The sequence below is a fragment of the Aeromonas sp. FDAARGOS 1402 genome, from assembly GCF_019046925.1.
Classification (GTDB): Bacteria; Pseudomonadota; Gammaproteobacteria; order Enterobacterales; family Aeromonadaceae; genus Aeromonas; species Aeromonas caviae.
In genome coordinates, this window is the sequence record NZ_CP077201.1 from 102117 (window position 1) to 119901 (window position 17785).

17 protein-coding genes, 2 pseudogenes and 1 riboswitch are annotated in these 17785 nt (G+C 59.4%); of the genes and pseudogenes, 10 read left to right on the forward strand and 9 right to left on the reverse strand.

Features of this window, described 5'->3' with window-relative positions:
* Nucleotides 1-196: 196 nt before the first annotated feature.
* Together I6L32_RS00455 and I6L32_RS00460 are read left to right on the forward strand one after the other, a co-directional pair.
* Complete coding sequence (locus I6L32_RS00455; protein ID WP_216944503.1) at nt 197-919, forward strand: 4'-phosphopantetheinyl transferase superfamily protein; 723 nt, start codon at nt 197-199, stop codon at nt 917-919.
* The gene (locus I6L32_RS00460) at nt 916-1764 is read left to right on the forward strand and encodes a tetratricopeptide repeat protein (RefSeq protein ID WP_216944504.1); all 849 of its coding nucleotides are present in this window, start codon (nt 916-918) and stop codon (nt 1762-1764) included. The genes I6L32_RS00455 and I6L32_RS00460 overlap by 4 nt, the downstream gene beginning before the upstream one ends.
* Nucleotides 1765-1905: 141 nt before the next feature.
* On the opposite strand, the gene I6L32_RS00465 is transcribed toward I6L32_RS00460, so the two are convergent.
* Both I6L32_RS00465 and ribB read right to left on the reverse strand, forming a co-directional pair.
* On the reverse strand, nt 1906-2148 hold the full coding sequence (locus I6L32_RS00465) for an Lpp/OprI family alanine-zipper lipoprotein (protein WP_010634682.1): 243 nt from the start codon (nt 2146-2148) through the stop codon (nt 1906-1908).
* Nucleotides 2149-2373: 225 nt separating this feature from the next.
* Nucleotides 2374-3027 carry a 3,4-dihydroxy-2-butanone-4-phosphate synthase gene (gene ribB / locus I6L32_RS00470; RefSeq protein ID WP_010673523.1) on the reverse strand — a complete coding sequence of 218 codons (654 nt, stop codon included), beginning with the start codon at nt 3025-3027 and terminating at the stop codon, nt 2374-2376.
* A gap of 104 nt (nt 3028-3131) precedes the next feature.
* Nucleotides 3132-3289: riboswitch (FMN riboswitch) on the reverse strand.
* 209 nt (nt 3290-3498) lie between these two features.
* Here ribB and purU point away from each other — a divergent pair.
* Complete coding sequence (gene purU / locus I6L32_RS00475) at nt 3499-4335, forward strand: formyltetrahydrofolate deformylase (protein WP_029313992.1); 837 nt, start codon at nt 3499-3501, stop codon at nt 4333-4335.
* Between the two features lie 57 nt (nt 4336-4392).
* On the opposite strand, the gene I6L32_RS00480 is transcribed toward purU, so the two are convergent.
* Both I6L32_RS00480 and cls read right to left on the reverse strand, forming a co-directional pair.
* Nucleotides 4393-5661: a DUF945 family protein gene (locus I6L32_RS00480; protein ID WP_216944505.1), complete on the reverse strand. Its 1269-nt coding sequence runs from the start codon at nt 5659-5661 to the stop codon at nt 4393-4395.
* Between the two features lie 109 nt (nt 5662-5770).
* Nucleotides 5771-7252, reverse strand: coding sequence for a cardiolipin synthase (gene cls, locus I6L32_RS00485; RefSeq protein WP_010673520.1), 1482 nt, complete (start codon nt 7250-7252; stop codon nt 5771-5773).
* A gap of 96 nt (nt 7253-7348) precedes the next feature.
* Between cls and I6L32_RS00490 the strand changes: the two genes are divergently transcribed.
* Nucleotides 7349-7891 (forward strand): DUF1439 domain-containing protein, encoded by a 543-nt coding sequence (locus I6L32_RS00490; protein WP_254203867.1) that lies wholly within the window; start codon nt 7349-7351, stop codon nt 7889-7891.
* A gap of 4 nt (nt 7892-7895) precedes the next feature.
* Here the strand turns inward: I6L32_RS00490 and I6L32_RS00495 are convergent, their stop codons facing one another.
* Complete coding sequence (locus I6L32_RS00495) at nt 7896-8354, reverse strand: GNAT family N-acetyltransferase (RefSeq protein ID WP_029313989.1); 459 nt, start codon at nt 8352-8354, stop codon at nt 7896-7898.
* A 324-nt stretch (nt 8355-8678) separates the two neighbouring features.
* On the opposite strand from I6L32_RS00495, the gene I6L32_RS00500 reads away from it, so the two are divergent.
* The 3 genes and pseudogenes from I6L32_RS00500 to I6L32_RS00510 all read left to right on the forward strand — a co-directional run.
* Nucleotides 8679-9419: a lytic transglycosylase domain-containing protein gene (locus I6L32_RS00500; RefSeq protein ID WP_167825488.1), complete on the forward strand. Its 741-nt coding sequence runs from the start codon at nt 8679-8681 to the stop codon at nt 9417-9419.
* A 14-nt stretch (nt 9420-9433) separates the two neighbouring features.
* Nucleotides 9434-9537, forward strand: a pseudogene (locus tag I6L32_RS00505) (lytic transglycosylase domain-containing protein); the annotation flags it as partial.
* Nucleotides 9538-9551: 14 nt separating this feature from the next.
* Nucleotides 9552-9655, forward strand: a pseudogene (locus I6L32_RS00510) (lytic transglycosylase domain-containing protein); the annotation flags it as partial.
* A 105-nt stretch (nt 9656-9760) separates the two neighbouring features.
* Here I6L32_RS00510 and aqpZ read toward each other — a convergent pair.
* The 4 genes from aqpZ to I6L32_RS00530 all read right to left on the reverse strand — a co-directional run bounded on the left by aqpZ (nt 9761) and on the right by I6L32_RS00530 (nt 12910).
* Nucleotides 9761-10447: an aquaporin Z gene (aqpZ, locus tag I6L32_RS00515; RefSeq protein ID WP_010673516.1), complete on the reverse strand. Its 687-nt coding sequence runs from the start codon at nt 10445-10447 to the stop codon at nt 9761-9763.
* Nucleotides 10448-10740: 293 nt separating this feature from the next.
* Nucleotides 10741-11262: a crossover junction endodeoxyribonuclease RuvC gene (ruvC, locus tag I6L32_RS00520; RefSeq protein ID WP_010673515.1), complete on the reverse strand. Its 522-nt coding sequence runs from the start codon at nt 11260-11262 to the stop codon at nt 10741-10743.
* A 234-nt stretch (nt 11263-11496) separates the two neighbouring features.
* A complete protein-coding gene (locus I6L32_RS00525) occupies nt 11497-12405 on the reverse strand; it encodes a Gfo/Idh/MocA family protein (protein ID WP_216944506.1) in 909 nt (302 codons plus the stop codon).
* Between the two features lie 277 nt (nt 12406-12682).
* Nucleotides 12683-12910, reverse strand: coding sequence for a hypothetical protein (locus I6L32_RS00530; protein WP_041214736.1), 228 nt, complete (start codon nt 12908-12910; stop codon nt 12683-12685).
* A gap of 634 nt (nt 12911-13544) precedes the next feature.
* On the opposite strand from I6L32_RS00530, the gene I6L32_RS00535 reads away from it, so the two are divergent.
* From I6L32_RS00535 to I6L32_RS00545, 3 genes are read left to right on the forward strand one after another with little or no spacing between them, the layout of a single operon-like run.
* Nucleotides 13545-15083 (forward strand): OmpA family protein, encoded by a 1539-nt coding sequence (locus tag I6L32_RS00535; RefSeq protein ID WP_102948768.1) that lies wholly within the window; start codon nt 13545-13547, stop codon nt 15081-15083.
* A 17-nt stretch (nt 15084-15100) separates the two neighbouring features.
* On the forward strand, nt 15101-16684 hold the full coding sequence (locus I6L32_RS00540) for a hypothetical protein (protein ID WP_102948769.1): 1584 nt from the start codon (nt 15101-15103) through the stop codon (nt 16682-16684).
* Nucleotides 16685-16686: 2 nt separating this feature from the next.
* Nucleotides 16687-17520 carry a hypothetical protein gene (locus tag I6L32_RS00545; RefSeq protein ID WP_042017295.1) on the forward strand — a complete coding sequence of 278 codons (834 nt, stop codon included), beginning with the start codon at nt 16687-16689 and terminating at the stop codon, nt 17518-17520.
* Nucleotides 17521-17785 lie beyond the last annotated feature (265 nt).

Here is a 17785-nt window from a genome sequence, read left to right on the forward strand (position 1 = left end):
AGCACCCGACTATATCCAAGAATTCTATCGAGGCAAGCGAAAATCCCAATCGACCTCACATTTTTGCAAGGAAATGCTCTGTTTAGCGCAATTTATGTGATCATGCCCAAACAATATACAATCTTGAAAGCATCGGTTTTGAGCGCATCAAACGGACTGTTATCGCTATTTCACCCCTATTTTTAAGTGAAATATTATGCTATCTGCGGATCTCTATTTGTTAAATACGGCAAGCGTCGATGCAGACCTGGTGATCAGGCTGGCATCCGAACTCGCCCCGGATGAACGCCGTCACTGGCACGAGATCCACCAGGCGGGTCGCCAGCATGAGTACCTGCTCGGCCGGGTGCTGCTGCGCCGCCTGCTGGCCGAGCGACTCCATTGCCGGGCCGATGCCCTGACTTTTGGCATCGGTGCGCATGGCAAACCGACACTGCTCAGTCATTGCTGGCAGTTCAACCTCAGCCACAGCGGAGAGTGGCTGGTGATCGCTCTCTGTGAGGAGGGCCCCCTTGGCGTGGACATCGAGATGGGCTTGCGTCACCGCCCCATACTGCCGTTGGCCAAACGCTTCTATGCGCCAAGCGAATACCAATGGTTGAGCGCCCAGCCCCGAGAGGAGCAACATTCGGCCTTCTATCGACTATGGTCTCGCAAGGAAGCTGTGCTCAAGGCGCATGGCGATGGCATTTCCGCCGGACTCGACAAGATCTGCTTCCTTCCGGAGCAGGCATGGCAGCTAAATAATCACCTCGACAATCGCCACTATGAAATCCGCGACTGGCCCGCGGGCAGCGGATGGCTTAGCCTGGCTGCCCCGACTCGCCGGGTCGATGCCCATCTGCTGGATGCGCGCTTGAATTCCATCCCGCTGGACCCCATGTTGATCCACACCATTTTTCGAGAGTCAGCCTCATGATCGTCGACATCACTCCCCAGAACTTCCACGCAGAATTGCTCGATGCGTCCATGAAAAAGCCGGTCGTCATCTATTTCCACGCCCCCCAGATGCCGGAGTGCCAGGCCATGACCCCGCAAGTGGAAGCGCTGGTCGGCCCGGCCAATGCAGCGGTGACCCTGGCCAAAGTCGACATGAACGACCCCCAGTTGCAGCCTCTGGCCAGCCAGCTTGCCCTGCGCGCACTGCCCGCGCTGGTGCTGTTCCATCAGGGGCGCCCGGATGAACAGGCCATTCTGGAAGGGCCGCAGGATGAAGCCACATTGCGCCAGTATTTCGCCGCCTTTGCCCCCAAAGAGGAGGAGTTGCTGCTCGATCAGGCAAAGCAGGCGCTGGAGAACGGGCAAGCCGATGTGGCGCACACCCATCTTGGCCAGGCCCATCGCCTCGCCCCCGAGCGTCACGACATCACGCTCTGGCTGATACAGGCCGCGCTGGATCTCAATCTCCTTGACGAGGCGCAGAGCCTGCTTTCGACCATCCCCATGGTGGCACAGGATGATCATTACCAGACCCTGAGCTCCCGCCTCTCGCTGGCGCTGCAGGCCAGCGACAGTCCTGAGCTGCGCGCCCTGGAGCTGCGCCACGCTGAACAGCCTGATGACCATGCCCTCGCCCAGGAGCTGGCGGTGCTTTACAGCCAGGTTGGTAGACAGGAGGAGGCATTGGCCCTGTTGTTCACCATCCTCAAAGGTGATCTCGCCTTTGGCGATGCCAAGAAGATCTATCTCGATGTGCTGGCAACCATGGGCGCGCACCCTGCAGCACAGAGTTATCGTCGCAAGCTCTACAGCCTGCTCTACTGACCGATGCGGAAATGAAAAACGGGGTGATGCCGATTCGTCGGCATTGCCTTGTCAGGCGGGTTTCAGCGGGGAAACGCAGTAATTTGATGAATTTCAGGCAAAAAAAATGGCGCATTGAAATGCGCCATTTTTTCGCATGGATTACTTCTTGTAGGAAGTAGCCATGTTGTCGATGCGCTGGTTAGCACGCATAGCTTCTTGCTTGGCTTCTGCAACATCAGCAGCGATCTTGGACTGATCAGCACGAACAGCGCTAACATCTTGAGCCAGTTGGTCAACTTTGTTAGACAGATTCTGAACGGAGGTTTCCAGTTCGCTGGTGTTTGCACAACCGCCCAGCAGAGCGGACAGACCAACAACACCTACCAACAACATTTTTTTCATTTTTAAAAGCTCCCTTTAACTCGCCAGACGTTTAGCAAGCGGCGTGATTATGGCACAAAAAAATCATAGTTTGGATAGGCCTCATCACAGATAAATGCGTTAAAACCCTCATTTTTTTTTAGCCGCACACTTTCCGTACAAACTTTAAGCAAAAATGAGTGTCCCTGGATGAGGTTCGCACAAAGCGTAACCAAAATTTGGGCTTATTACAATTTCGTATGAGGCTCAGGCTGAACGTTCTGACAGCAATTGACGATATTGCACCAGATCTTCGATGGTCAGGACCGGCATCCGGTGCTGGCGACCGAAGGCCACCAGGTCCGGCAACCTGGCCATGGAGCCATCTTCCTTGGTCAACTCGCACAATACTCCGTAAGGTTTGAGCCCGGCGAGCTGCATCAGATCGACGGTCGCTTCGGTGTGACCACGGCGGGTCAGCACCCCACCCGTGCGGGCGCGCAGCGGGAAGACATGGCCGGGTCGATGCAGATCGGAGGGCCGGGCACCGTCGGCGATGGCCGCGCGGATGGTGGTGATGCGATCGGCGGCGGACACCCCGGTGGTCACCCCCTGCGCCGCTTCGATGGTCACGGTGAAGGCAGTCTGATAGTGGCTGGAGTTGGCCTCCACCATCATCGGCAGCTCGAGCTGGCGAACCCGCTCGTCGGTCAGACAGAGGCAGACGATGCCGGAGCACTCGCGGATCATCATGGCCATCTGCTCGTTGGTCATGGTTTCTGCGGCAAAGATGAGATCGCCTTCGTTCTCGCGATCTTCATCATCGGCCACCAGCACACCCTGACCGGCACGCAGGGCGGCCAGCGCGGCTTCGACGCGAGCAATGGGATCACCGAATTCACTGAGTAGAGACTGATTCATGGTAAGACTCCTAAGAAAGACAAGGACCAGAATCAGGGCATGGAAAGGCAGACAGAAGTAGCCATGCGGCGGCCAACCCGTCAGGGTCTGGCCAGCAATATCTGTCTTATCCTCTTTCATCCGGACTATGACCGTCGGCTCCGGCATCTCACCGGATCTGCTGACCCCGTCCCGGATGAATGCCGGGTCGGGCGCTCGCGGGCTCCCCGAGTCACATCGGGATACCGCCGGTGGGGAATTTCGCCCCGCCCTGAGAATAAGCGCAGACAGCCTAAAGAAAAAAGACGCAGGATGCCAGCCAAAAACCCATCAAAGACAAACCGGGTGCTGGCTGCACTGCAATTTTCGCGCGAGCACCACCCGATACACGGCGCGCTGTCCTTTCTGAATTCGTTTGTGGCATAGTGCCAGCAAAAACGCGCGCGCCCGCGCAGACCGGGTGCCAACATCACAAACGGAATCATGACAGAGATGGAAAAGAAAATACTGCTGACCGATTGCCCCGATGCCAAGGGTCTCATCGCCAAGATCACCAACATCTGCTACAAGCACCAGCTCAACATCAACAAGAACGACGAGTTCGTGGATCACGAAAACGGCCGCTTCTTCATGCGCACCGAGCTGGAAGGGCGCTTCAACGACGAGACCCTGCTGGCCGACCTCGATGATGCCCTGCCTGCCGGCGCCCAGCGTCGTCTCGTCAAGGCGGGCAAGAAGCGCATCGTCATCCTGGTGACCAAGGAGACCCACTGCCTCGGCGACATCCTGATGAAGAACTATGCCGGCGCCCTGGACATGGACATCGTCGCGGTCATCGGCAACTACGACACCCTCGCCGAGCTGACCGGCAAGTTCGACATCCCCTTCCACTGCGTGAGCCACGAGGATCTGAGCCGCACCGAGCATGAGGAGCAAGTGCGCACGCTCATCGATGGCTACCAGCCGGATTACGTCATCCTGGCCAAATACATGCGTGTGCTGACCCCAAGCTTCGTGGAAGCCTATCCGCGCAAGATCATCAATATCCACCACTCCTTCCTGCCTGCCTTCATCGGTGCCCGCCCCTATCGTCAGGCCTTCGACCGCGGGGTCAAGCTGATTGGTGCCACCGCCCACTTCGTCACCGACGATCTGGATGAAGGCCCCATCGTCGAGCAGGACGTGATCCACGTCGATCACACCTTCAGTGCCGATGACATGGCCAAGGCCGGACGCGACGTGGAGAAATCCGTGCTGAGCCGGGCGCTGGAACTGGTGCTGAACGAGCGTGTCTTCGTCTACGGCAACAAGACCGTCGTGTTCAAATAAGCGGCTGCGCGCCCCCAGAAAAAAGGCTCCCGAGGGAGCCTTTTCATTGCGCGGCACTCACGGGTGCAGCGGCAGACCATTGACGGTCACGGCCCCTTTGTCGAGCTTGAGCTCGGCCTGAAGCTGTGACTCCTGCGCCTTCAGATATCCCATGGCAGTGAATTGCTCCAGCATGGGGGCCAACTGGGGAACGGCCTGGCCCAGCTTCTCCCCAAGGTGGGCATGCAGCAGACCGGAGAGTGCCTGCATCCCCTCCTCGCTGCCCATCAACTGTGCCAGGGTGGTGGGCGCCAGCTTGGCCTCCCCTTGCAGACTGACAGGCTCACCGTTCAATCGCGCACTCAGATCCGCCAGTTCCAGCGTGGCCCCTCTCTGGAGCATCTTGTCCAGCGCTTCCTGGATGGCCGCTTCGTCCACCCGTTTGCTGCTGGCCTCTTGCAGCGTCTGATACCCCTCGAGATCCAGCCCCTTGAGGGAGAGATCCAGATTTCCCTGGGTCAGCGCGAGCCGGTCTTCCTCGCTCTCCATGTTGAGGGTCGCCACCTTCATCTGATAGCGAGTGGAGAGCGTCTGAAGATCGTCCCCCGCCAGCTCGGTGGCCGTGGTCAGCCCCTCCAGTGTGATCTTGACGTTCCCCGGCTGGGTCAGGGAGAAGGCCGTAAGGGTCGCATCGCTGCGGGGAGAGAGCCAGAGTCCGCTGATCTCGGCCATGTCGGCACTGCCCTTGAGATCCGCCAAGGCCAGATCTGTCTTGCTCTGGGCATCGTGGACAGTCATCCCCAACCAGTGGGCGGTGAGATGGCCATTGCCGTCGAGATCCCCGCGATAGTCGCCGTTCAAGGGCAGGAAATTGAATTCGTTGAGCCCCTCCTTGACCTTGAAGTCACTCACCCAGAAGCGGGAGCTGTTGCTCATGGTCCAGAGGCTGCTCGCCGATTCGGCCCCCAGTTGCCACTGCTGCATCCCCAGAGAGGTCAGGATGGGCGCCAGCGTGCCCTGTGCGGTATCAAGCTGGAGGTGACTCTTGATATAGAGCGGCAACAGGCGGCTGTTGAACGCGAACTGCATCTCGATGGGTTCGCTTCCCGCCAGCTGGGGATCAAAACTCGCCAGCGTCTGGGGCGGCACCACCACCTTGAGCACGCCGTCGCGGGTAAACAGATTCTCCGTCTCCGGGCTCCAGGTGACTTCGATTCCACTCTCCTGCTGCGCCCTGGCGATCTGCTCGGCCAGGATCCGGTCGAATGTATTGCCCGTGTACCAGCAGGCGCCAAGCCCTCCCACCACCAACACGACTCCGACGGCCAAGGCCACTTTTTTCTTCATCAGTTCTGTTTCTCCACAATGGTTCAATGGCGGGTGCATGGGCGCACTCTACGGGGAGGATGGGCATCAACACAAGCCAGACAACGGCTTGGGGTCCACGCTCTGGCTGTCACAGCAGGGGGCTGAACAGGTAGAAGATGTTCTCAAGCAATTTTTTGTACCAGGGGCGGGCACGCCACCTGGTCAGTGACATGGGGGTCGCCTCCAGCATGTAGCCCTGCACCAGCTGGTTCATCTCGGCGACAAACACCGGGTTGTCGATGAGCAGGGTGATCTCGAAATTGAGCCAGAGACTGCGCCGGTCGAGGTTGACCGTGCCCACCAGGGCGAAATCATCGTCCACCAGCACGCTCTTGGTGTGCAGCAGTCCGGCATCATAGCGGTATATCTCCACTCCTGCCGCCAGCAGATCCTCCATGAAGGAGTTGCTGGCGTGGTTGGCCATCAGGGAGTCGTTGCGCGCAGGCAGAACTAACTGCACCAGCACGCCGCGGGCCGCCGCCGAAGAGAGGGCCGCAGCCAGCGGATCGTCCGGCACGAAATAGGGGGTGGTCAGCACCAGATGATGACGAGCCTGGTAGATGGCGAGCAGCAGGCTCTGCTGGATGCAGTCACCGCCGACGAAGGGGCCGGAGGGAATGAGCTGGGCCCGATAGTTGGTCTGTGGCCAGGCTTCCGGCTCATGTTGCAGACTGTCGAGCAGCCGCTCGCCGGTCTCCATCTCCCAGTCCCAGACGAAGGTGGACCACATCAACGGCACCACGGGGCCCTGCACCCGGATCATGATGTCGACCCACTGGCCGACCCCGGCATCCTGCTTGAAGAAACGAGGATCCACCATGTTCATGGAGCCGGTGTAACCAACCTTGTCATCGATCACCACCAACTTGCGGTGCATGCGCAAGTCCTGGCGCTGAAACGGGATGCGCCAGGCGCCGACCGGCAACACTTCCACGACTTTGACACCAGCGGCACGCAAGGTTTTGGGCCAGGAGGAGCGGAAGAAGGTCTTGCTGCCGATGGAGTCGAGCAAGACACGACAATCCACGCCGCGTGCAGCCACCTCCATCAACGCCTCGCACACCTCGTCCACATCCCCGCCGGGGTGCCAGATGTAGAACTCCAGATAACAGGATTGGGAGGAGCCCCGGATGTCGCGCACTATCTCCTCTACGATGCTCTTGGGCTTGTGCAGCAGGGTCATCCGGTTGCCCGAGAGCATGGGCATGGCCAAGCGCCCCTGGATCAGATCGTGGAGCGGGCGTGCCTTGCTGCCCACCTCGCAGCAGTGCTGGGGGAAGAGGCGCGCGAGCTGGCGGATCCAGATGGCGTAAGGACGGTACATGGCCTGGGCCCGCTCCGCCCGCTTGCGACCGAGGCGTATCTCGCCAAACAGCACGTAGAAACCGACCCCGGCGAAGGGGATGGCATAGATGAGGGCCAACCAGGCAAGAGATACCCCGATGGGACGTCGCTTCATCACCACCCGCAGGGAGATCCCTGCCACGATCACGGTGTGAAACAACAGCAACAACCAGCCGAGAAAGCGGGAAAACAGCAACTGAATGTCGTATTCCAGACCGTCGAGCAAGGCGACTCCTTGGTGTATTGGACAGATGGCACGGGCAGACCCCACAGGGTCGGGATGGTATGCTATGGGGCACACCCATTCTATCAGGTCGTTAGCATGATCCTGCAATCTATGCTGCTGAGTCTGGCCATGCTAGGTCAAGGCTCATATGACATCAATGAGCAGCAGATAAATCAGTACCTGCAATCCCAGGTGCAAGTGGACAAACAGCTGGAATTGCCCGGCATCATCAAGGCCCATGTGCAACTCGAGCAGAGCGATGTGCAGATTGGTCGCCAGAGCCCGGATACCGCCAGGGTGTTTGGCAAAGGCAAGTTGAAAATCGCGCTCCCGGATCAGACCGAGTACGACGCGCGCTTCAACATGACCTATGAGGCGAGGCCCCGCTACGACAAGGCCAAGAGTGCGCTCTTCCTCGACAACATGAAGCTCATCGATTACAAGCTGGAGCCTGCCGCGGCGGAACAGAAGTTTGGTTTCATGCTGAGGATGCTGCTGCAGAGCATGGAGAAACGGCTGGAGACCCAGCCTGTCTACAAGCTGGATGACAAGGACCCCAATCAGGCCTGGCTCAAGGAAAATCTGCTGGGGCTGGAGTTGTCACCAGGCAAGATCCACCTGCTGACCAAACCCCAATAAGATCTCAGTTGAAAACAGGCGCCTTCGCCTGGCGCACCAGCAGCTCGATCTGGTAACCCTGTTCGTGCTGCTGGTGATAGAGGGAGTGAAGGGGCCCGTCGAGTTCATGCAGGGGAAGGTGGTCAAATCCCGCCTTGAGGTAGAAGGGTTTCTCGAACGGCAGGGCGTGACAGATCACGGGCTTGTCGGAAAGATCGCGGCAGGCATGCTGCAACAAGCGGGACCCCAGCCCCAGAGACTGGTAGTGAGGGAGCAGACGAAAGCCACACAAGTGGTAGTAATCCTGTTCATCGCGCAGGCGCACCGCCCCCACCAGCCAGTGTGCATCACGAACCACAAAAATCCGTTCTGCCAAATCCGGCACATAGTGGGAAAACGTCGTCTCGTAATAGTCTCTGATGAGGGAAAGATCCGCATCACAGTACTCTTCGAATCTGAGCTCCATCGCTCGCCTGCTTGTCATGCCCATTTCGCTCTGGCCATACCGGCCCTCTCCTGCTCGCTCGCTGGCTCCACGAAGAGATCTGACCAGAGTGGAGCAACAGCAAGATAACACGCCTTTAACTTACAAAAAAGCCAATAACTAGATGGAAAAGACGAGGTTGCGATCATCCGCCCCTTGACGCCATGAGCCGCGCCCCTTGTCCTGAGTGAGCACACAGGCGGGACGTCCCTCTGCCATCACATTTCCAGCCTCCCCTGTTCACAGGAACTTGTTCTGCGCCATCCCGAATGCTTTACTCAACGTGGCTAACGAGGCTTAAGGAGCAAGCCGTTGAAAGCATGGATGTTGCTGGGCATGATGCCGCTGTTTTCCCACGCAGCCCCGGCTCAGATACCGCCACCGGCAGAGGTGGTGATCCTGACCCCGGAGACGGCTGTCTCCTCCCCGGTTCCCACGCCGCGTACCGTGGCACTCACCACGGCGCCGCTCCCCTCCCCTGAACCCGCTAAGCCTGCAAGCCGTCAGATCCAGGTCTACAAGTCGGTACAAAAGAACGGGGTCATACGCTATTCCGACATGATGCCGGAGCAGGGTCACTACGAACTGCTGCTGTTCAACGACTGCTATGCCTGCGATCCGGCGTCCAAGGTCAACTGGCACACGACAGGCCTCTTCCTCTATGACTACGCCAGCACCATACAGGCGGCAGCCAAGACTTATCAGGTCGAGCCTGCCCTCATCCGGGCGCTGATCCATGCCGAGTCCGCCTTCAATCCCCTGGCCGTCTCCCGCAAGGGCGCCATGGGACTGACCCAGCTGATGCCCGCCACGGCGCGCGAGCTCGGGGTCGGCAACGCCCTGCTGGCGGAGCAGAACATCTTTGGCGGGGTGAAATACCTGGCGGGTCTGCTCAAGCAGTATGACGGCAATGTGGCCCTGGCCACCGCCGCCTACAATGCAGGCGCCGGTGCGGTGCAAAAACACGGCGGCATACCGCCCTATGCCGAAACCCGGGCTTATGTGGAACGAGTCAAGCTGCTGCATCAGCGCTACAAAGAGATGCTGAGCGCCAAGGGGTTGTAGGACCGGTACGGTACAAGCACGGCGGCATCCCTCATTGGCCGAAACCCGGGCTTATGTGGAACGGGTCAAGCTGCTGTATCAGCGCTACAAGGAGATGCTGAGCGCCAAGGGGTTGTAGGACCGGTACGGTACAAGCACGGCGGCATCCCTCATTGGCCGAAACCCGGGCCTATGTGGAACGGGTCAAGCTGCTGCATCAGCGCTACAAAGAGATGCTGAGCGCCAAGGGACTGTGATCATGCCGCACCCTATCGTCAGCATGGCGCCCTGCTCGGTATTCCTTCAGACATAAAAAAACACGCCCGGGGGCGTGTCGATACCACACGTTAACTAGCAACACATCACTCTTTCGTGGCGATCACACGATAGGCCAATGCACCCAGAATGGCACCGACAATGGGGGCAACCCAGAACAGCCAGAGCTGGCCCACGGCCCAGTCACCGACAAAAAGCGCCACGCCAGTGCTGCGCGCCGGGTTGACCGAGGTGTTGGTCACCGGAATGCTGATGAGGTGGATGAGGGTCAGGCACAGACCGATGGCGATGGGAGCAAACCCGGCCGGCGCACGGCTGTCGGTGGCCCCCATGATGACAAACAGGAAGAAACCGGTCATCACCACTTCACACACCAGTGCGGCCAGCAGGCTGTAACCACCGGGGGAATGCTCACCATAGCCGTTGGAAGCAAAGCCTGCGCTCACATCAAAACCCGCCTGTCCGCTGGCAATGACATAGAGCACGCCACCTGCCACGATCCCGCCAAGCACCTGGGCCACGATGTAGGGCAGCACGTTGGAGGCCGGGAAGCGGCCACCGGCCCAGAGCCCGACGGTCACGGCCGGGTTAAGGTGGCAACCCGAGATATGACCGATGGCATAGGCCATGGTCAGCACGGTCAGACCGAACGCCAGGGCGACGCCCAGCAGGCCGATCCCCACATTGGGGAAGGCGGCAGCCAGCACGGCGCTCCCGCAGCCTCCCAGTACCAGCCAGAAGGTTCCCATAAATTCAGCAGCAAAAGGTTTCACTCTTGTCTCTCCCATGATGATTAACACGAGAGCCAGAAAGGCTCATACGGACACTGTTATTGAACAGGCGCCATATTATGGGAGTGTGGCGGAGCAAGACGAAACCGACCCGGCTCATCGCGGATGTGTGATGAATGTCACAAGTTATTGATAAAGTAGAAAGATATTCACCCGCTCGGTGCGCTTCTCCATGGGAGTCCCATCGAGGGACGCGACAGATTGTGACCCGACCAGCGATTTTGCCAGCAGCTCCCCGCGCTCCCCTGCCAACACCAGAAGCCCTCCCCCGGGGATTAGCGATAACGGCCGCGCACCGATCCGCTGGCCCGCCCGGCCATGCGAATGAGGCTCTGACGGGTGTGGAAGTGGCAGAGCGCCACCCCGAGGGCATCCGCCGCATCCGCCTGGGGGGTGGCAGAGAGCTTGAGCAGATGAGTCACCATGTGCTGCACCTGCTCCTTGGCGGCGCCACCGGTGCCCACAACCGCCTGCTTGATCTGGGTGGCCGAATACTCGCTCACCGGCAGCAGGGCATTGACCGCCGCGACGATGGCGCTGCCACGGGCCTGGCCGAGCTTCAGGGCCGAGTCCGCGTTGCGCGCCATGAAGACCCGCTCGATGGCGAACTCGTCCGGCTTGAACTGGGTGATGATCTCGCTCACCCCGTCATAGACCTGCTTCAGGCGAGACGGCAGCTCCCCCAGATCGGTGCGGATGCAGCCCGATCCCAGATATTCCGCCTTGCCCGCGACGATGCGAATGACCCCGTAACCGGTGATGCGCGAACCGGGATCGATCCCCAGAATGATGCTCATGAACGGAATACCCCGCCCACTGCGGTCAGCCATCTCATCTTCGACACCTTCTTCATTGCGATCTCTTGCCCTGCTGCTCTTGATGGCCGCCAAGATAACAAACCCGCCTTCGCTTGGCTCGCTCGCTGGCACCCTTCCCGGCTGACTGCGCAAGGAGCCACCATCTCATACAGTGCTCTGCCGCTTCTCTGGCCAGTGATGCCTGTCGGTGTCACCCAGCCCCTTGCCTCCGGGTCATCCCTTTGCCAGGGCGACGAGGCGCTCCGCCAGTCGATGGCTTTGCAGGTAGCTCTCGACCAACGCCCCGTCTGCCCGCCCGACGTCAATCTGCCCATACCAGTGCTCGAGCATGGCGACAAAGCCTCGGCTCGCCAGCACGGGCTGCCAGTCGCCCGGTGCCAGGGTCTGCACTGTGTTGTCTCGCGCAAGCAGGCCACGGGTGCAGTTCTCGATATGTAATGAGAGGTTGTCGCCATAGGCATCGATGCGCTCCTCGGTCATGCCGGCGCTGCGATTCATGCTGCCGCTCACTGCCATCTGCCCGCTCTGCCAGGCGACGCTCACCCCGGCCAGCAGTTCGGGCTGCTCACTGCTGCGTCGCAGCACCGCATGCAGCTCCCCGTCCGGCTCGCCGCCATAACAGCAGAGGCTGTCGAGCACATGGATACAGTCGTCGAACAGAAACTGGCGAGGCGCCCCTGGCAGGGCGTGCCTGTGCTTTTGCCAATGGAGCTCGGTCAGCGGCTGGTCTCGTGCGGCGGCCATGGCGGGCAGATAGCGACGGTTGAAGCCCACAAACAGCGGGCAGTCCCTGGCGATGGCGAGATTGGCGAGCGCCTCCACCTCTCCTGCGTTGTCACACAGCGGCTTGTCCACAAAGGTAGGAATGCCGGCACGCAGGCACAGCTCCGCCAGTTTGCCGTGCACGGCGGTGGCAGCGTGGATCATCACCGCATCAGGTCGGCTCGCCAGCAGCGCATCGACCTCGGTAAAACACTCGCCAATCCGGTACTGGCGCGCCAGTTCGCCGAGCACCGAGGGACTCCGGGTACAGAGCAGCGGGGTGACTCGCTCGTCGTTTGCAAGCAGCGGCAGATAGGCCTTCCGGGCGATATCGCCAAGGCCAATCAGGGCAATGCGCATGGGCACTCCTCTCAAGGGGATAACCAGATAACTGCCTGCACGATCTCAGGATTTCCCTCGCAGATCCAGCCTTGGCGCATCTCGCTCCAGGCGCCTTCTGATGCAATGCGGCATCGCCCCGCGACACCCTGGCCACCTTCCTCCATCGCAGCAAACCCCGGCGGCGCTTGAGCGGCAAACCGCGATAGCAAAACAGGCAGGGCGACAACAGTCGCCCTGCCTGTTACACCCGCACACACCACCGCACTCGGGCGATTGGCGCTCTTCTCACGTCGAGTTACTCTGCCGATCCGGCCTGCTCTTTGGCATCCCGCCACTTGCCAATCCTGGCGCCCAGCTCGGCGCAAAGCATGGCGCTGACCATGGCACCTATCATCCGGGTCATATCCGACATCTCTGTTGCAACCGGAAGCAGGGGCACGATCAGGTTAAAGGCGATGAGCCCCATCACCAGCCCGAGCCCGCTGCCAATCTTCTCTCTTCGGGATCGCGTTGTTATCGCCATCTGATTGCTCCTGACCAAACCCTTTCGACAATATTATCAAACAATGCGTTCAACAGAGGTCTTGCAATGCTTCGAACTGCCTGTGCCCCACTCTATAAACTGTTATCAGACATATTTATCGACAATTAATCCATTATATAAACGGGCTGCCAGACGTTATTCTGCCCATGAACATTATTTCGCCAGCACTGTCAGTGGGGGCGACCACATACTTCCCCCAACAGCCCTCATCCTCAATAGCGATAATCGGCCTGCGCCTTTCACAAACCACAAGAGCGTCGCCATATCGCTCTTTGTGTTCAGCGTCGGGGAGATGGGCAAAGATATTGGAAAGTCGATGTTTTTCCTATGGTTGCATCACTTTTCCACTCGCATGATCAGGTTCGTTTGGCTTATCATAGCCACTCGATACCTATTGAACCGCATAGATAATTGCCTCTTCTGACACTCAGGACATATCAGACACAGCCGCTTGCGAGAATGAGCACGCCTGGCGCCGATATTAAACATCAGCCCGCGTTAATATCTCTTATATCAGCAAGTGTCGATATTTCACTCCACCCGAAGACGCTTTTCTCTGGCCTCACTGGTATGTCTGAATCTCGCTATTAAATATAAATGGCAAGGAATCGCTATGGATAAATCGTTTCGTCTTGCACCTCTCAGCTGTGTATTGATTGCCGCCGTGGGTTGCAGCTCTCAGCAGATGCAGAATTTCAAATCCACGGTCAATGATATCGGCAAGGATTACGGCATGCCGGTGCTTTGTGGGGCTGGCATGATTGCAGGAGGGGCTGCGGGCTACGCCATCAACGGGAAAAAAGGGGCTGTCGCGGGGGTTGCCCTCGGTGGGGCGCTGGGCTGCGCAGCAGGCTATATGTGGCAGTCCAGGCTACAAGAGCTTGACCGGATAGCAAAGGAAGAGAATCTCAACATCGCGACCGAGAAACTGACCGTTGCCGAGCCAGCCGCAGTGACCGGTGTCCCTCAGGACGCCGGCCTTGTGGCCCAGATCCCCGATTCCGGCATGTTCTCGAGTGGTTCTGCCCAGCTCACAGAAAGCGGCCTGCGCGTGGTCACGAAACTGGCCCAGCTCTATGCCAAACCCGCAGCCGTAGACGCCTCGGATCAGCGCCGTATCCTCCTCGTCGGCCACAGTGACGCCACCGGCCCTGCAGAACTCAATCTGCGACTCTCCGAGCAACGTGCGCGAGCCGTCGGCAAGGTTCTGGTCGCATCGGGGATCCCGGCCTCTTCCATTTACTATCAAGGCGCGGGTTCTTCGCGTCCCATCGCAGACAACAGCGACCCCTTGCTTCGCGGTCAGAATCGCCGGGTCGAAATTGTAGAACTGGCGAACGAGCAGGCTCTGGTCATGCGGGCCCAATCAGAAGAGAACAACACCCGCTATCTGCGTTACGGGGCTTCCGATACCGCCAAGCCTCGTGTGGCTGCGACCAAACCGGCGGCTCAGTCCGCAAGCGGTTCAAGCAAGGTGGCGGCCACGTCGCAAACCGCCCCTCACCAACCCGCCGCCAAGCAGAGCGCCTCAAACACCAGCACGACCAAGGCCCTGCCCAATGCCAAGGCCGCAGTGGACTTCGGCGGCAAGCCTGCCGGCACCTATCAGTGGAACATGGCCCAGAACATCAAACCCAAGGCGAGTGGTTTTGCACTGATCAGCAGCGCATACGCAAGCGACATGCCGATGTCGAGCTGTGAGGCAGATAAGCCACGCAGTGCAGGCCAGGTACTGAGCATGGCAGACGACAAGCCTCTCCCGCGCCATGCCACCAAGGAGTACATGCCCGGCTATAACAATCGCGTCTGGGCCAATACCGTCAACGGCCACCTGGTGACTGTCTCTCCGGTTTCCATCTTGCGTGACAACGCCCAGGTCGATCGTCAACCGATCCTGCAAGTCGTTCAGGGTTACAAATCCTCGAATCAGAAGAAGCCCCAGACCCTCAAGGCGGTGGCCAACACCTATGAGGGCGAGAGTGAGGTGCTATACCGCGTCTTCACCAGCGATCCCAAGGCGTCGGTGTCCTGCATGGACCTCGTGTTCAGCAAAGGCAACGCCAAGGTCAGCCAGGGAGCCCTGTTCTATCCGGCAGGTTCCGAGGCTTATGTGGCTTCGTACCTACCCATTCCCGCCACCCATTCCAAATAAGAAAACGGAGAAACTTAGTGGAAGACTTTTCTTTGGCAGCGCTCAAGACGCTGATCCTCGCCAACCAGATGCTGACCGTTGGCATTGTTTCATTCCTCGTCAGCGCCGTGGTGGTGTGGCGGCATTGGGAGCATGTTTCCTACTTCCTGATCCGGGTATGGCACAGCCTGCCGCTGATCGGCACAGTGGCCCGTCTCGCCCGCAAGCCGGCCTCGGTCGATGGCGATGGCTGGATCAACCATGAAGTGACCCTGTCGAATGTGTACTACCGCGAATACAAGAAGCATTTAAAGGGGACAGATGCCTACAACGCCTCCCTCGACTACCTTGCCAAGGCAGGAGAGGCCGGCCGCTCCCCGCGCCCGGCGTGGGTGCTTGCTCTGGTGCTGGTGCTGGTGCTGGTCGAGGCAATGGGCTTTGCCTACGTGCTGGCAGGCTGGATGAACATGGATGCCTCCACCAATGACCGCCACCTGCTGGCAGCCGCGACGGCTCTGCTGCTCGCCGTTGCATCCGCATTCCTGGCTGAAGTGGCCGGACACTCCCTGCATCACAACAGCCTGATCGCCCGGGCGCGCCACTGGTGGCAAGGGGAAGAGCCCTCAAAACGCTCCCGTACCCTCAAGGCAAACAAGGCCATCAATCTGGAAGACTCCTTCTCGGACTCTGACAAACCTGACTACGAGCAGCTGCTGGCACGCCTGAAAGACGTGAATTCAGGCGTCAGCCGCAAGTTTGTCTGGCTGATTGTCTGTGCTTCGTTTGTTGCCTGCATGGCAGTGGGCGCCTTCGTGGTGCGTTCAGCCACCCTCGACAGCATCGAAACCGAGATGGTCAACAACATGCGCGCCGAAACAACGGCACAGAGTGACAGCAGCATGGGGTCGCCGTTTGATCTGCCGGAAGAGTCTCAAGCCATCAACAACGAGGCGGAAGAGGCCACCATCGAAGACAAGATGCAGGCCATCCGTGAGGCCAGCCTGACCACCTACGTCATGCTGTCGCTCATCTACATCGCCATCCAGGGGATCAGCATCTGGCTTGCCAGCAAATACCACTTTGCGGGCACCCATTCCAAAACAGCCTGGCGTCTGACACACGAATACGCGACCGCCGAAGAGATGCTGGACGCGATGGACCAGCAACGCACCGCCATTGCCAGCCATGCCGATGACAAGCTCCGCCGCTTGCAGACCCTGTTGTCGAGCCGTGACCATACCAACTCGGGTGTGCTGGGGGCGCTGGAAGGGGAGAAATCCGCCCATCGCAATTTCCTGGCCTTTATCGAGTACAAGGCAGGCACCGTGCCGCCCAAGCCGGCCCCCCAGGTCGCACCGGCAGTGCAAGCCGAGCCGGCACCCGCCGTACAACCGGCTGTTGCGCAGGTAGAGGCGGCTCTCCCGCCCACCACTGACGCCCCCGGCCAGACCGGCGCTGCCGTCAAGGCCGCCGATTTCCATGATGTCACTGGCCTGCCCGAAGAGAGTCTGGCAGCAGCCAGCCGCGCACTGGGGGTGGACGAAGCGCAGTTGCGTGATATCCGTGAACAGCAGATGGCCCTCAAGACCCTGGGCCTCTTTCCCACCAAGCAGAGTGCCTAATCGTGAAGATCACCCAGGTATTGCTACTGGCGTTGACGCTGCCTTGTGCAGCGTTGGCGGCCGAGCGTAACGACATACAGAGCTGCTATGAACGCAATGGCCTGACCGACATCAAACCTGCGGGCACCGGTCGCGAACTGGTGGTCATCATCGACCAGACCATTCCGATGCCTGACGATCTGCAACGCAGCAGTTGGGGGCAGATCGAGCGGTTCGTGCAGGCTGGCGATCGCGTCAAGCTCTATACCTTCTCCGCCTTCTTGCCTGGCGAATACCTTCGCCTGGCCTACGCGGGGCAACTGGATATGCCGCTGGAAGGGGAGATCCGGGACGATGTCAGCATGCGCAAATTGCGCGGCCTGGACACCTGCCTGACGACGCAGACCAAGGTCTTTCGTAACGGCTTTGGCAAACAGTTCGTGAAAGCACTGCGTGATGCCCGCCAGGACATCCCCAAGAGCGAGATCATGAACTCGCTGCGCAAGGTGGGTGACGATATGAAGGCCGAGCAAGGCGTCAATGACCGCGTCGTGTTCCTCATTTCGGACATGCTGGAGCACTCCGATTACACCAGCTTCTATGCCACCAACAAGATCAAGCAGCTCAATGTCGGTGACGAGCTCAAGCAGGCCAAGAGCAAGGGGCTGTTTGCCGATCTGCAAGGCGCTCGCGTCTACGTCACGGGCGCCGGGCTGGTAACCGACGCGGTGAAACACGCCTATCGTTCCGGCAAGACCATGGATGCACTCGGTGACTTCTGGTCACAGTACTTCGAGCACTCCCATGCCACCCTGGTGAACTTCGGCGCCCCCAGCCTGAGCACGGATTTGCAATAACCGTCACCTTCACAGGCAGAGCCCGCGCTTCTGCCCATCACACAAGGGCGACCAACTGGTCGCCCTTGTTATTTATTGCCAACGCTGCCCCCATTCGAGATATCGGCCAACCCGCCCCTTGGCATCAGGTTTGGTCATGCGAGCCAAAGGTGGATCCCCATATTTGCCGACTCTCGTAAAAGATCCCCAAGAGACGTCGTCATCTCCCCCCTTCTCCATGGACCGAGCAAGATAAGCTCCCTTTTTATTTGGGACAGCCATCTTT

Bases quoted from the DNA above. Each gene is read 5' to 3' on its own strand.
- I6L32_RS00530 (WP_041214736.1), bottom strand. From the start codon at position 12,910: ATGGCGATAACAACGCGATCCCGAAGAGAGAAGATTGGCAGCGGGCTC.
- I6L32_RS00490 (WP_254203867.1), top strand. From the start codon at position 7,349: ATGATCCTGCAATCTATGCTGCTGAGTCTGGCCATGCTAGGTCAAGGC.
- I6L32_RS00460 (WP_216944504.1), top strand. From the start codon at position 916: ATGATCGTCGACATCACTCCCCAGAACTTCCACGCAGAATTGCTCGAT.
- I6L32_RS00480 (WP_216944505.1), bottom strand. From the start codon at position 5,661: ATGAAGAAAAAAGTGGCCTTGGCCGTCGGAGTCGTGTTGGTGGTGGGA.
- I6L32_RS00455 (WP_216944503.1), top strand. From the start codon at position 197: ATGCTATCTGCGGATCTCTATTTGTTAAATACGGCAAGCGTCGATGCA.
- ruvC (WP_010673515.1), bottom strand. From the start codon at position 11,262: ATGAGCATCATTCTGGGGATCGATCCCGGTTCGCGCATCACCGGTTAC.
- purU (WP_029313992.1), top strand. From the start codon at position 3,499: ATGGAAAAGAAAATACTGCTGACCGATTGCCCCGATGCCAAGGGTCTC.
- I6L32_RS00535 (WP_102948768.1), top strand. From the start codon at position 13,545: ATGGATAAATCGTTTCGTCTTGCACCTCTCAGCTGTGTATTGATTGCC.
- I6L32_RS00500 (WP_167825488.1), top strand. From the start codon at position 8,679: ATGTTGCTGGGCATGATGCCGCTGTTTTCCCACGCAGCCCCGGCTCAG.
- I6L32_RS00495 (WP_029313989.1), bottom strand. From the start codon at position 8,354: ATGACAAGCAGGCGAGCGATGGAGCTCAGATTCGAAGAGTACTGTGAT.
- I6L32_RS00525 (WP_216944506.1), bottom strand. From the start codon at position 12,405: ATGCGCATTGCCCTGATTGGCCTTGGCGATATCGCCCGGAAGGCCTAT.
- I6L32_RS00465 (WP_010634682.1), bottom strand. From the start codon at position 2,148: ATGAAAAAAATGTTGTTGGTAGGTGTTGTTGGTCTGTCCGCTCTGCTG.
- ribB (WP_010673523.1), bottom strand. From the start codon at position 3,027: ATGAATCAGTCTCTACTCAGTGAATTCGGTGATCCCATTGCTCGCGTC.